Below are 14,020 nucleotides of genomic sequence, written 5' to 3'. Positions count from 1 at the left end.
GCGGCGGTACAACCGTCGCCCGCTTGACGTTTGTTCAGTCGTTCAGTCGTTCAGTCTCAGGGCGGAATCCATCCCATGGAAAAACGCGTCGTATTCCGGTCGCCGTGGCTGCCGTATCTGCTGGTGCTGCCGCAGATCGTCATCACGCTGGTCTTCTTCTTCCTGCCGGCCGGGCAGGCGCTGTGGCAGTCGATGCTGCAGCAGGATGCCTTCGGCATCAATCTCGATTTCGTCGGCGCCGACAACTTTGTCACGCTCTGGAACGATCCGAACTACATCGAATCGTTCCAGGTGACAGGCGTATTTGCCATCGGCGTGACCGTGGTGGGCCTGTCGGTAGCGCTGTTGCTGGCGTACTTTGCCGACCGCGTGGTGCGTGCCGCCACCGGTTACAAGACGCTGCTGATCTGGCCGTACGCCGTGGCGCCGGCCGTGGCGGGCGTGCTCTGGATGTTCATGTTCAACCCGACGCTGGGCGTGGTGTCTTTCGCGCTGCGCAAGATCGGCGTGGACTGGAACTACCTGCTCGACAGCAACCAGGCGCTGGCCCTGGTGGTGCTGGCGGCCGCGTGGAAGCAGATCAGCTACAACTTCCTGTTCTTCCTGGCCGGGCTGCAAAGCATTCCCAGGTCGTTGATCGAGGCGGCGGCCATCGATGGCGCCGGGCCGTGGAAGCGCTTCTGGTCGATCGTGTTCCCGCTGCTGTCGCCAACGACGTTCTTCCTGCTGGTGATCAACGTGGTCTACGCGTTCTTCGATACGTTCGCGATCATCGATGCGGTGACGCACGGCGGCCCGTTCAATTCCACGAATACGCTCGTCTACAAGGTGTTCCACGATGGCTTCCGCGGCATGGACATCGGCGGCTCGGCCGCGCAGTCCGTGGTGCTGATGGTGATCGTGATCGCGCTGACCGTGGTGCAGTTCCGCTTCGTGGAACGCAAGGTCCAATACTGACAGGGGGATAGGCAATGGTAGAGCGTCGTCCTGTACTGGACTTCATTACCCACGTGGTGCTGATCCTGGGCATCGTCGTCGTGGCGTTTCCGGTGTACCTGACCTTCGTGGCGTCGACGCTGACGGCCGAGCAGGTGCTGGACGCCCCGATGACGCTGATCCCGGGCGGCCACCTGATCGAAAACTATCGCACGGTGCTGTTCCAGGGCGTGGGCGAATCGGCGTCGCCGGTGTCCACGATGATGAAGAACAGCCTGATCATGGCGCTGGGCATCGCCCTGGGCAAGATTGCGATCTCGATCATCTCGGCCTTCGCGGTGGTCTATTTCCGCTTTCCGCTGCGCAAGGTGTTCTTCTGGATGATCTTCATCACGCTGATGCTGCCGGTGGAAGTGCGGATCCTGCCGACCTACAAGGTGGTGTCGGACCTGGGCCTGCTGGACAGCTACCTCGGGCTGACGATTCCGATCATCGCGTCGGCCACGGCCACGTTCCTGTTCCGCCAGTTCTTCCTGACCATTCCGGACGAACTGGCCGAGGCGGCCCGCATCGACGGTGCCGGCCCGCTGCGCTTCTTCTGGGATGTGGTGCTGCCGCTGTCGCGCACCAGCATCGCGGCGCTGTTCGTGATCCAGTTCATCTATGGGTGGAACCAGTACCTGTGGCCGTTGCTGATCACCACGCAGAAATCGATGACGCCCGTGGTGGTGGGCGTGACGCAGATGATCTCCCGCTCGGGCGATGCGGCCACCGACTGGAACCTGGTAATGGCCACGGTGATGCTGGCGATGATTCCGCCGGCAGTAGTGGTCGTGCTGATGCAACGCTGGTTCGTCAAGGGCCTGGTGGAAACGGAAAAATAAGGTCAGACCATGGCAAAGCTGTCTCTTCGCAACGTACAGAAGACCTACGCCGGCGGCACCCAGGTGGTGCATGGCATCGATATGGAAATCGCCGACGGCGAGTTCATCGTGATCGTCGGCCCGTCGGGCTGCGGCAAGTCCACGCTGCTGCGCATGGTGGCGGGGCTGGAAACGATCACCGGTGGCGAGGTGCATATCGGCGACAAGGTCGTGAACGACCTGGAACCGGCCGAGCGCGACATCGCGATGGTGTTCCAGAACTACGCGCTGTATCCGCACATGAGCGTCTACGACAACATGGCGTACGGGCTCAAGATCCGCGGCATGTCGAAGGCCGAGATCGAACAGCGCGTCAAGCACGCGGCCGGCATCCTTGAACTGGCGCCGCTGCTGGAGCGCAAGCCGCGCGCACTGTCGGGCGGCCAGCGCCAGCGCGTGGCCATGGGCCGTGCCATCGTGCGCGAACCGGCCGTGTTCCTGTTCGACGAACCGCTGTCGAACCTCGATGCCAAGCTGCGCGTGCAGATGCGCCTGGAACTGAAGGACCTGCATCGCCGCCTGAAGACCACCAGCCTGTACGTGACCCATGACCAGGTAGAGGCCATGACGCTGGCCGACCGCATGATGGTGCTCAACGGCGGACGCGTCGAACAGATCGGCACGCCGCTGGAAGTGTATTCGCGCCCGGCCAGCACGTTCGTGGCCAGCTTTATTGGCTCGCCGCCGATGAACCTGGTGCCGGTGGCGCGCAATGGCTCGGGGCAGGGCGCCCAGGGTGGCGAGGCACAGATGCGCGTCCTGCCGAAGGAAGGGCAGGCCGGCGCGGCCACGCTGGGCCATCTGCCGATGGGCCTGCACCTGCCGGAACAGGCGCTGATGGGGTTGCGCCCCGAGCATATCGAACCGTGCGCCACGCACGAGGCGATTGCCGAGGTCGACGTGCGCGTGGTGGAGGCGCTGGGCGCCGACTCGTTTGCCTACGGCACGCTGGGCGGCCAGCCGATCGTGGTGCGGCTGGACAGCCATATGCTCGTGCGCGCCGGCGACAAGCTGCCGATTACCGCATCGGCCGATCACCTGCATTTCTTCGACATGCAGCACGGCAAGCGGATCGAGGCCCTGGCATGAGCGATATCCGGACGAACTGGCCGTATCCGCGGCATATCGCGCACCGTGGCGCCGGCAAGCTGGCGCCCGAGAACACGCTGGCGGCCTTTCGTCATGGCGCGTCGTTCGGCTACCGGATGTTCGAGTTCGACGTGAAGCTGTCCGGCGATGGCAAGCCCGTACTGATGCACGACGCCACGCTGGACCGCACGACCTCGGGCCATGGGCGCGTCGACGCGCTGACGCTTGGCGAGATCGCCTTGCTGGACGCCGGCACCTGGCACAGCCCGGCATTCGCCGGCGAGCCGGTGCCGACGCTGGCGGCCATCGCCCGCTATACGCAGGCCAACGGCTTCCTGGTCAATATCGAGATCAAGCCGGTACCGGGTGCCGAATACCGCACTGGCGCAGCCGTGGCTTTTGACGCACTTTCGTTGTGGAGAGGTGCGGCCGTGCCGCCGCTGCTGTCGTCGTTTTCCGAAGTCGCGCTCGAAGCGGCGCGCCTCGCCGCGCCGAACCTGCCGCGCGCCTTGCTGCTGGACAAGCTGCCGGCAGACTGGCTCGACCGGCTGCGGCGCCTGGATTGCGTGGCGCTGGATTCGAATCATCGCGAACTCGACGCCCGGGTCATCGCAGACGCCCATGCGGCCGGTTTCAAGGTGCTGTGCTACACGGTCAACGACGTGTCCCGGGCGCAGGATCTGCTGTCCTGGGGGCTCGATGGCCTGATTACCGATGCGGTCGATCAGATCGAACCGCAACCGTAACCTTCCTGGAAACTCTGTCTCGATTTTGCATCACGAAAAGTCCCCACTGTTTGGGGGATTACATGCTATGCTCTGCGAGTGAAGACTTAGGTCCTTCCCGCACAACTTGCCCTTTCGGGTCAGGCGGCGAGACCGGGACAGACGGCACCCCCGGGTGCCGTTCGTTCAAGGTGGTAACCGCAGGACCCCCAAGAGTTGTTTGCAATCCGCTAACCGGTCAGGCCGTGTCGCGGAAGGTTGATGAACCCGCTTAACTCCGGCATACCCGGAGAATAGTGAGCGCCCCATGATGCAGCAGTATCAAAGCAATTCGTACCTCTTCGGCGGCAACGCCCCCTATGTGGAAGAGCTGTACGAGGCCTATCTCCAGAATCCCAGCTCGGTTCCCGACAACTGGCGCGCGTATTTCGACGCGATGCAGAATGTCCCGGCTGTGGACGGTTCCAACGCCCGCGATATCCCCCACGCCCCGATCGTCGCCTCGTTCGCCGAGCGCGCCAAGGCTGGCCCCATCAAGACCATTGTTGCCTCGGCCGATTCCGACATGGGCCGCAAGCGCGTCGCTGCCACGCAGCTGATCGCCGCTTACCGCAACATCGGTTCGCACTGGGCCGACCTCGATCCGCTCAAGCGCCAGGAGCGTCCGCCCCTGCCTGACCTGGATCCGGCGTTCTACGGTTTCTCCGAGGCCGACCTCGACATCGTCTTCAATGCCAGCAACACGTATTTCGGCAAGGAGTCGATGAGCCTGCGCGAGCTGCTCAACAACCTCCGTGAGACATACTGCGGCACCATCGGCGCCGAGTTCATGTACGTGAGCGACCAGGCGCAGAAGCGCTGGTGGCAGGAACGCCTGGAAACCACGCGTTCCAAGCCCGTGTTCACGCTGGAGAAGAAGAAGCACATCCTCGACCGCCTGACCGCGGCCGAAGGCCTGGAGCGCTTCCTCCACACCAAGTATGTCGGCCAGAAGCGCTTCTCGCTGGAAGGCGGCGAAAGCTTCATCGCCGCGATGGACGAACTGATCCAGCACGCCGGTTCCAAGGGCGTGCAGGAAATCGTGATCGGCATGGCCCACCGTGGCCGTCTGAACGTGCTGGTCAACACGCTGGGCAAGATGCCCGCCGACCTGTTCGCCGAATTCGAAGGCAAGCACGTCGACGACCTGCCGGCCGGTGACGTGAAGTACCACAAGGGCTTCTCGAGCGATGTCTCGACCGAAGGCGGCCCGGTTCACCTGTCGCTCGCGTTCAACCCGTCGCACCTGGAAATCGTCAACCCGGTGGTGGAAGGCTCGTCGAAGGCGCGCCAGGAACGCCGTGGCGACGCGGGCCACAAGGAAGTGCTGCCGGTGCAGGTGCACGGCGACGCGGCCTTTGCCGGCCAGGGCGTGGTGATGGAAACGCTGAACCTCGCGCAGACCCGCGGCTACGGCACGGGCGGCACGATGCACATCGTCATCAACAACCAGATCGGCTTCACCACCTCGGACCCGCGTGATGCGCGTTCGACGCTGTATTGCACGGACGTGGTCAAGATGATCGAGGCCCCGGTGCTGCACGTGAACGGCGACGATCCCGAAGCCGTGGTGTACGCCATGCAGCTGGCCGTTGACTTCCGCATGGAATTCAACAAGGACGTCGTGGTCGACATCATCTGCTTCCGCAAGCTGGGTCACAACGAGCAGGACACTCCTGCCATGACGCAGCCGCTGATGTACAAGAAGATCGGCCAGCACCCGGGTACGCGCAAGCTGTACGCCGACAAGCTGGTGGCCCAGAACCTGACCGCCGGCGACTTCGGCGACGAGCTGGTCAAGGGCTATCGTGCCGCCATGGACGCAGGCAAGCACACGGTCGACCCGGTCCTGTCGAACTTCAAGAACAAGTTCGCCGTGGACTGGATGCCGTTCCTGAACCGCAAGTGGACCGATGCCGCCGACACCGCTGTTCCCATGACGGAACTGAAGCGTCTGGCCGAGCGCATCACCACGATTCCGGAACAGCTCAAGCTGCACCCGCTGGTGGACAAGGTCATCAAGGACCGTTCCAACATGGGCAAGGGCGAGCAGATGCTGGACTGGGGCATGGGTGAACACCTGGCCTTCGCCTCGCTGGTCGCTTCGGGCTACCCGGTGCGTATCACCGGTCAGGATGCCGGCCGCGGTACCTTCACGCACCGCCACGCCGTGCTGCACGACCAGGCTCGCGAGCGCTGGGATGCCGGCTCGTACGTGCCGCTGCAGAACGTGTCGGACAACCAGGCACCGTTCATGGTGATCGACTCGGTGCTGTCGGAAGAGGCCGTGCTCGGTTTCGAATACGGCTACTCGACCGCCGAACCGAACGCGCTGGTGATCTGGGAAGCCCAGTTCGGCGACTTCGTCAACGGCGCCCAGGTGGTGATCGACCAGTTCATCTCGTCGGGTGAAGTGAAGTGGGGCCGCGCCTCGGGCCTGACGATGATGCTGCCGCACGGCTACGAAGGCCAGGGTCCGGAACATAGCTCGGCCCGTATCGAGCGTTTCCTGCAGCTCTGCGCAGACCACAACATGCAAGTTGTGCAGCCGACCACGCCGGCCCAGATCTTCCACCTGCTGCGTCGCCAGATGATCCGTCTGTTCCGCAAGCCGCTGGTGATCATGACGCCGAAGTCGCTGCTGCGCAGCAAGGACGCCGTGTCGCCGCTGTCCGATCTGGCCAAGGGCCATTTCGAGACCGTGATCCCCGATCACGAGGAACTGAACGCCAGCAAGGTCAAGCGCGTGATCATGTGCTCGGGCAAGGTCTACTACGACCTGGTCAACACCCGCAAGGAACGCGAGGCGGGCGACACCGCGATCATCCGTCTGGAGCAGCTGTATCCGTTCCCGCACAAGGCCGTTGCCGCAGAACTCAAGAAGTACCCCGGCGCGACCGAAATCGTGTGGTGCCAGGACGAGCCGCAGAACCAGGGCGCCTGGTTCTTCGTCCAGCACTACATCATGGAAAACATGACGGAAGGCCAGAAGCTCGGTTATGCCGGTCGTCCCGCCTCGGCTTCGCCGGCGGTGGGCTACTACGCAAAGCACAACGAGCAACAGAAGGCGCTGCTGGATGCCGCGTTCTCCAAGCTCAAGGGCTTTGTTCTGACCAAGTAATTCGTTGGTACCCCGCGGCGGCGCACAGGGATGCGCGCTGCGGGACTACCTGCCTGAAACGAAACACATACGCATACATCGAGGATTTAACAAACCATGGCTATTGTTGACGTCAAGGTTCCGCAACTGTCTGAATCGGTCGCCGAAGCGACCATGCTGAACTGGAAGAAGAAGCCGGGCGAAGCCGTTGCTCAGGACGAAATCCTGATCGAAATCGAAACGGACAAGGTTGTGCTGGAAGTACCGGCTCCGTCGGCTGGCGTGCTGTCGCAGATCGTCAAGAATGACGGCGACACCGTTGTGGCCGATGAAATCATCGCCAAGATCGACACGGAAGCCACCGCTGGCGCCGCCGCTCCGGCTGCTGCCGCCCCGGCTCCTGCAGCTGCCGCTCCGGCCGCTGCCCCGGCCGCCGCTCCCGCTGCTGCTGGCGCCATCGCCATGCCGTCGGCTGCCAAGCTGATGGCCGAAGGCGGCCTGTCGGCCTCGCAAGTTGCCGGCACCGGCAAGGACGGCCGCATCACCAAGGGCGACGTGCTGGCCGCTGGTTCGGCACCGGCACCGGCCGCCAAGGCTGCTCCGGCTCCGGCCGCTGCCAAGCCGGCCCTGCCGCAAGTGTCGGCCCAGGTCGACTTCGCCGCGCTGGGCGACCGCCCGGAAGAGCGCGTGCCGATGAGCCGCCTGCGCGCCCGTATCGCCGAGCGCCTGGTGCAGTCGCAATCGACCAACGCCATCCTGACCACGTTCAACGAAGTGAACATGAAGCCGGTCATGGATCTGCGTAACAAGTACAAGGACCGCTTCGAGAAGGAACACGGTGTGAAGCTGGGCTTCATGTCGTTCTTCGTGAAGGCCGCCGTTCACGCGCTGAAGAAGTACCCGATCATCAACGCTTCGGTTGATGGCAACGACATCGTCTACCACGGCTACTTCGACATCGGTATCGCCGTTGGCTCGCCGCGTGGTCTGGTGGTGCCGATCCTGCGCAACGCCGACCAGATGAGCCTGGCCGACATCGAGAAGAAGATTGCCGAGTTCGGTGCCAAGGCCCGTGACGGCAAGCTGTCGCTGGAAGACCTGACCGGCGGTACGTTCTCGATCTCGAACGGCGGTACGTTCGGTTCGATGCTGTCGACCCCGATTATCAACCCGCCGCAATCGGCCATCCTGGGCGTTCACGCCACCAAGGACCGCGCCGTGGTGGAAGACGGTCAGATCGTGATCCGTCCGATGAACTACCTGGCCATGTCCTATGACCACCGTATCATCGACGGCCGCGAAGCCGTTCTGGGTCTGGTGGCCATGAAGGAAGCGCTGGAAGATCCGGCCCGCCTGCTGCTGGACCTGTAATCGGTCCTGTCCCCAGACAGACACTCCGTCTTTCGTTTGTCGTCGTCCCCGCACTCCGGTGCGGGGACCCGGCGAGCGCATCGTCCACACGATGCCGCCGGATGCCTGCCAGATTGGCGCGGGCATGACGTGCCAAAGAGATATTTCCCATGAGCAAACAATTCGACGTGCTGGTGATCGGCGCCGGCCCCGGCGGCTACATCGCCGCCATTCGTGCTGCCCAGCTGGGCCTGAACGTGGCTTGCCTGGAAGGCAACGCCTATGACGATCCCAAGGGCGAAGCCCGTCTGGGCGGTACCTGCCTGAACGTGGGCTGCATTCCGTCCAAGGCGCTGCTGGCTTCCTCGGAAGAGTTCGAGAACGCCTCGCACCACCTGGCCGACCACGGCATCACCGTGGGCGACATCAAGGTCGACGTGGCCAAGATGCTCAAGCGCAAGGACGACATCGTCGGCAAGATGACCAAGGGCATCGAGTTCCTGTTCCGCAAGAACAAGGTCACGCTGTTCAAGGGCTACGGCAAGTTCGCCGGCAAGGCAGCCGAAGGCTTCCAGGTCGAAGTGAACGGCGAAACGCTGACCGCCAAGCAGGTCATCATCGCCACGGGTTCGAAGGCCCGTCACCTGCCTGGTATCACCGTCGACAACAAGCTGATCAGCGACAACGAAGGCGCGCTGAAGTTTGAGTCGGTGCCGAAGAAGCTGGGCGTGATCGGCGCCGGCGTGATCGGTCTGGAACTGGGTTCGGTGTGGCGCCGTCTGGGTGCCGACGTGACCGTGCTGGAAGCGCTGCCCGCATTCCTGGGTGCTGCCGACGAAGGCGTGGCCAAGGAAGCCCAGAAGCTGCTGACCAAGCAGGGCCTGAAGTTCAACCTGAGCGTCAAGGTCAATGAAGTCAAGACCGGCAAGGACAACGTCACCGTTGCCTACACCGACAAGGACGGCAAGGACCAGACGCTGGAAGTCGATCGCCTGATCGTGTCGGTTGGCCGCGTGCCGAACACCGACAACCTGGGCCTGGAAGCCGTTGGCCTGGGCGTGGATCAGCGTGGCTTCATCGAGGTTGACGACCACTGCCAGACCAAGGTGCCGGGCATCTGGGCAATCGGCGACGTGGTGCGTGGCCCGATGCTGGCGCACAAGGCGGAAGACGAAGGCGTGGCCGTGGCCGAGCGCATCGTCGGCCAGAAGCCGCACATCGACTTCAACACGGTTCCCTGGGTCATCTACACCTTCCCGGAAATTGCCTGGGTCGGCAAGACCGAACAGCAGCTCAAGGCCGAAGGCCGCGAGTACAAGTCGGGCCAGTTCCCGTTCATGGCCAACGGCCGTGCACTGGGCATGGGCGCTGCCGACGGTTTCGTGAAGATGCTGGCCGATGCCAAGACCGACGAGATCCTGGGCGTGCACATTGTGGCAGCCAATGCTTCGGACCTGATCGCCGAAGCCGTGGTGGCCATGGAGTTCAAGGCGGCAAGCGAAGACATCGGTCGCGTCTGCCACCCGCACCCGTCGATGTCGGAAGTCATGCGCGAAGCCGCGCTGGCCGTCGATAAGCGTCAGCTGAACATGTAATACCCGTTCACCTCCTGGTGAGCACCGGCGCGCCGCGATACCTGCGGCGCGCCGTTTTCGCTTGAAGCACCCCGGTATTTCCAGGCCCCGACATGAACGTCACCGAGTTTTACGAACACGAACTCAAGCAGCGCGGCTATCAGTCCGACGAGGCGCAATTGCGCGCCGTGGCGCGGCTGCAGCAGTGCTACGACGAGTGGGTGGCGTACAAGAGCCGCCGCAACAACGCGCTGAAGAAGCTGCTGGTACATCCCGACGTGCCGAAGGGCGTGTACATGTGGGGTGGGGTGGGGCGCGGCAAGTCGTTCCTGATGGACAGCTTCTATTCCTGCGTGCCCGTGGTGCGCAAGACCCGGCTGCATTTTCACGAATTCATGCGCGAGGTGCATCGCGAGCTTGAGGAGCTGCGGGGCCGTCCCGACCCGCTCGACGAGCTGGCCAAGCGCATCGCGCGCCGCTTTCGCCTGATCTGCTTCGACGAGTTCCACGTCAGCGACGTGGCCGACGCGATGATCCTGCACCGCCTGCTGCAACAGCTGTTCGACAACGGCGTGCAGTTCGTGATGACGTCGAACTATCGTCCTGACCTGCTGTACCCGGACGGCCTGCATCGCGACCGCGTGCTGCCGGCCATCCAGTTGCTGCAGACGAAACTGGACGTGCTGAACGTCGACGCCGGTATCGACTATCGCAAGCGGGCGCTGGAGCAGGTGCAGGCGTACCACACGCCGCTGGGCCGCGAGGCAAGCGCCGCACTGCGCGATGCGTTCGTGTCGATTGCCGGCACAGCCGACGAATCGCCGATTCTCCATATCGAGCATCGCGAGATCAAGGCGCTGCGCAAGGCCAACGGCGTGGTCTGGTTCGACTTCGCCACCCTGTGCGGCGGACCACGCTCGCAGAACGACTATCTGGAAATTGCCTCGCAATTCCATACGGTGATTCTCTCGGACGTGCCGAAGATGACGCCGCGCATGTCGTCGGAGGCGCGCCGTTTCACCTGGCTGATCGACGTGTTCTACGACCACAAGGTCAAGCTGCTGATCTCCGCCGAAGTGCCGGCCGACGAGCTGTATAACGAAGGGCAGATGGCCAATGAATTCCACCGGACCGTGTCGCGCATCATCGAGATGCAGTCGCGAGAGTACCTGGAATCGGAACGCCGGGTGATGGACACCTCGCTGACCTGATCAGCCTGAAATCCAGGTGGCCGGCAAGCCACCGTTGTTTGCCGGACACCGGCGGGGGCCGATTCTGAGGTCGTTCCGCCAAGTTTGATTTGTATCAAGGTAGGGCGCGCTCAAGATACCTAGTATCCACTGGGTAATAAAAGCGCGCCATGCCGTCTCCAACTACCGCCCCCCTCGCGCCAAGTCTGGCATCTGCCAGTGCATTTGCCGACCCATTCGACGCCCCTTCTGCCGGGCGGGCATTGGCGTCTTCTCCAGCTTCCTCCGCGCTTTCCACCGCTTCATCCACCGACTGCTTCCATTGTGGGCAGCCGCTGAAGGCCGCCGCGCCGTTTGTCGCCCAGATCGACGGTCAGCCACGCGCCTTTTGCTGCGGTGGCTGCCAGACCTTGGCGCAGACGCTGCACGCGGCCGGCTTCGGGCATCTTTACGGCGATGTCACGCGCTTTGCGCGTCCGATCGACGCCGAAGCCCGGCGCGAGGCCGAGCCGGTGTGGGCCGCCTATGACACCCCGGAATTGCGTAGCCAGTTCGTGCGCCAGGCCGGCGACGGCCGCTCCGAGGTGACGCTGGCGCCGGAAAACATCCGTTGTGCCGCCTGCGCCTGGTTGATTGAGCAGCATCTGGGGCAGTTGGAAGGGGTGGAGTCGGTGGTTGCCAATGTGGCGACGCGCCGCGTGATCGTGCGCTGGCGCAATGAATCGCAAGGCGTTGCCGATCTGCTGTCCAGCCTGGCCGATATCGGCTACGCGGCATGGCCGTTCGAAGCGTCGCGCTCCGACCAGCAGGATCGCCGCGAACGCCGCAGTTTGCTGATGCGGATGGCCGTGGCGATGCTCGGCATGATGCAGGTGATGATGTACGCGTGGCCGCTCTATACGCACGAGGCCACGATCGATCCCGGCCAGCTGCAGTTGATGCGCTGGGCCAGCTTCGCCTTGACCGTTCCTGTCGTTCTCTATTCCGCCTGGCCGATCTTTGCCGGCGCCTGGCGGTCCCTGCGTCACCGCCACATGGGCATGGACGTGCCTGTCGCCATTGGCGTGGCGGCAGGCTTCCTGGCCAGTGCCGTCGCCACCGCGCGCGGTGTGGGCGAGGTGTATTTCGACTCCGTGACGATGTTCGTCGCGTTCCTGTTGCTGGCACGCTACCTGGAACTGCGGGTGCGCCAGGCCTCGCGCAGCGGTGCGGAAATGCTGGCGCGGCAGCTGCCGGCCACCTGCGAGCGGCTGGCACAGGCCGGTGGCGCGGGCGAGCGTATCCCGGTTGCCCGACTGCAGCCGGGCGACCGCATCCGGGTCAAGGCCGGTGAGATCGTGCCCGCCGACGGCGTGGTGCTGGCAGGCGCGAGCGAACTCGATGAATCGATGCTGACGGGCGAGGCGCGTCCGGTAAAGCGCGCGGTGGGCGACACCGTGCTGGCGGGCTGTTTCAACGCGGCCAGCCCGCTCGAAGTCCGGATCGACCGCATCGGCGCACAGACACGGCTGGCGGAGATCGTGGCCGTGCTCGATCGCGCGCTGGCGGACAAGCCCCGGCTGGCGCAAGTGGCCGATCGCGTGGCCGGCTGGTTCGTCGGCACCCTGCTGGTCATGGCTGTGGTGACCGGGGCGGTCTGGGCGGTATGGATCGATCCGTCGCGTGCGCTGCTGGTGACCGTGGCGGTGCTGGTGGTGAGTTGTCCGTGTGCGCTGTCGCTGGCAACGCCGGCCGCGCTGGCGGCGGCGGGAGCCGCGCTGTCGCGGCGCGGCGTGTTGCTGACGCGTGCGCATGCGCTCGAAGCCCTGGCACGCGTGACCGATGTGGTGCTCGACAAGACGGGCACGCTGACCGAAGGGCGTTTTGCACTGGTCTCCACACAGGCATTCGGCGCGCCCGATGCGCAGGCCTGCCGGCGCCTGGCGGCCGCCGTGGAGCGCGGCGGCGAGCATCCGATTGCCCGGGCGCTGACGGAAGCCTGCGACGACGCGGCCACGAGCCATCCGACGGTAAGCGATCTGCGCAACGTACCGGGCCAAGGACTCGAAGCCTTGGTGGATGGTCGTCGGCTTCGCCTGGGGCGCCGCGAATACGTGGCTGCCTTGTCGTCCGGGGCTGAATCCAATGCGCGGGGGCATGAGCGCCACCCGGGCGCCACGGAGGTCTGGCTTGGGGACGACACAGGGCTGCTCGCATGTTTTCAGCTGGCCGATGTCGAGCGTGCCCAGACCCGCGCGCTGCTGCGCGCGCTCGGCTCGCAGGGTGTGCGCTGCCATCTGGTGTCTGGCGACGGCGCGGCAGCCGTGCGCTGGTGGGCGGATCGTTTCGGCATGGATACCGCACTCGGCGGCGTGACGCCCGAAGGCAAGCGCGAGTACGTGGCCGCATTGCAGCAGCGTGGCGCGGTGGTGCTGGCGGTGGGCGATGGCATCAACGACGCCCCGGTGCTGGCACAGGCCCAGGTATCGATCGCCATCGGCAGCGGAGCGCCGCTGGCGCAGGCGGGGGCCGATGCGGTGCTGACGCACGGCGGCGTCGCGGAGATCGCGACCGCCATCGGCGCTGCACGTCGCGCCCGCCGCGTGGTGCGGCAGAACCTGGGGTGGGCCTTTGCCTACAACGTGGTTGCCATCCCGCTAGCCGCAACGGGCCATGTCACGGCCTGGATGGCCGGGATTGGCATGTCGGTGTCATCGCTGCTGGTGGTGGCCAACGCGTGGCGGCTGCTGCGCGTCAAGGCCGCGGCGCCGGAAGCGCGGGAAGGGGAGTCCTGATGGAAACGCTATATCTGCTGGTGCCGATGAGCCTGGTGCTGGTGGCATTGATCGCGGGGGTCTTGTGGTGGGCGCTGCATGCGGGTCAGTACGACGACCTGGATCGGCCCGCGCAAGCCATCCTGCTTGATAACGACAAGCCGCAGGGGCCCGAGCGCGCCCGGTAGGGCGAAGCGGGCAGGTGCGTGCAGGTGCGTGCAGGTGCAGGACCGGTGCACAGACATTACCCGGCGAAAACAGTTCGTGTGTGGTGCGCAAGGATTGATTGAAGTCAACGCGACGACCGCGCTGTTTTTCTAAAGTCACACAGTCAATAGGTT

At 64.5% G+C, this 14,020-nt stretch carries 10 protein-coding genes; all 10 read left to right on the top strand.

Annotated features, from left to right (window positions below):
- The first annotated feature begins 75 nt into the window (after window positions 1-75).
- The 10 genes from ugpA (at window position 76) to ccoS (ending at window position 13,867) form a co-directional block, all read left to right on the top strand.
- Complete coding sequence (gene ugpA / locus ACOABP_RS01945; protein WP_066733703.1) at window positions 76-957, top strand: sn-glycerol-3-phosphate ABC transporter permease UgpA; 882 nt, start codon at window positions 76-78, stop codon at window positions 955-957.
- Window positions 958-971: 14 nt separating this feature from the next.
- The gene (gene ugpE, locus ACOABP_RS01940) at window positions 972-1,820 is read left to right on the top strand and encodes a sn-glycerol-3-phosphate ABC transporter permease UgpE (RefSeq protein ID WP_066733700.1); all 849 of its coding nucleotides are present in this window, start codon (window positions 972-974) and stop codon (window positions 1,818-1,820) included.
- Window positions 1,821-1,829: 9 nt separating this feature from the next.
- Window positions 1,830-2,948: a sn-glycerol-3-phosphate import ATP-binding protein UgpC gene (locus ACOABP_RS01935; RefSeq protein WP_474226742.1), complete on the top strand. Its 1,119-nt coding sequence runs from the start codon at window positions 1,830-1,832 to the stop codon at window positions 2,946-2,948.
- Window positions 2,945-3,694, top strand: a complete 750-nt coding sequence (gene ugpQ, locus ACOABP_RS01930; protein ID WP_474226741.1) for a glycerophosphodiester phosphodiesterase — start codon at window positions 2,945-2,947, stop codon at window positions 3,692-3,694. The genes ACOABP_RS01935 and ugpQ overlap by 4 nt, the downstream gene beginning before the upstream one ends.
- Window positions 3,695-3,980: 286 nt before the next feature.
- The gene (locus ACOABP_RS01925; protein WP_474226740.1) at window positions 3,981-6,833 is read left to right on the top strand and encodes a 2-oxoglutarate dehydrogenase E1 component; all 2,853 of its coding nucleotides are present in this window, start codon (window positions 3,981-3,983) and stop codon (window positions 6,831-6,833) included.
- A gap of 96 nt (window positions 6,834-6,929) precedes the next feature.
- A complete protein-coding gene (gene odhB, locus ACOABP_RS01920; RefSeq protein ID WP_066733679.1) occupies window positions 6,930-8,183 on the top strand; it encodes a 2-oxoglutarate dehydrogenase complex dihydrolipoyllysine-residue succinyltransferase in 1,254 nt (417 codons plus the stop codon).
- A gap of 149 nt (window positions 8,184-8,332) precedes the next feature.
- Entirely contained in the window at window positions 8,333-9,757 is a 1,425-nt protein-coding gene (gene lpdA, locus ACOABP_RS01915; protein ID WP_474226739.1) for a dihydrolipoyl dehydrogenase, read from the top strand.
- Window positions 9,758-9,849: 92 nt separating this feature from the next.
- A complete protein-coding gene (gene zapE, locus ACOABP_RS01910; protein WP_474226738.1) occupies window positions 9,850-10,947 on the top strand; it encodes a cell division protein ZapE in 1,098 nt (365 codons plus the stop codon).
- 149 nt (window positions 10,948-11,096) lie between these two features.
- Complete coding sequence (locus tag ACOABP_RS01905; RefSeq protein WP_474226737.1) at window positions 11,097-13,700, top strand: heavy metal translocating P-type ATPase; 2,604 nt, start codon at window positions 11,097-11,099, stop codon at window positions 13,698-13,700.
- Window positions 13,700-13,867 (top strand): cbb3-type cytochrome oxidase assembly protein CcoS, encoded by a 168-nt coding sequence (ccoS, locus tag ACOABP_RS01900; protein WP_066733674.1) that lies wholly within the window; start codon window positions 13,700-13,702, stop codon window positions 13,865-13,867. The genes ACOABP_RS01905 and ccoS overlap by 1 nt, the downstream gene beginning before the upstream one ends.
- Window positions 13,868-14,020 lie beyond the last annotated feature (153 nt).

The sequence above is a fragment of the Cupriavidus sp. HE11 genome (genome assembly GCF_056097175.1).
This window is presented reverse-complemented; position numbering and strand designations above follow the sequence as displayed.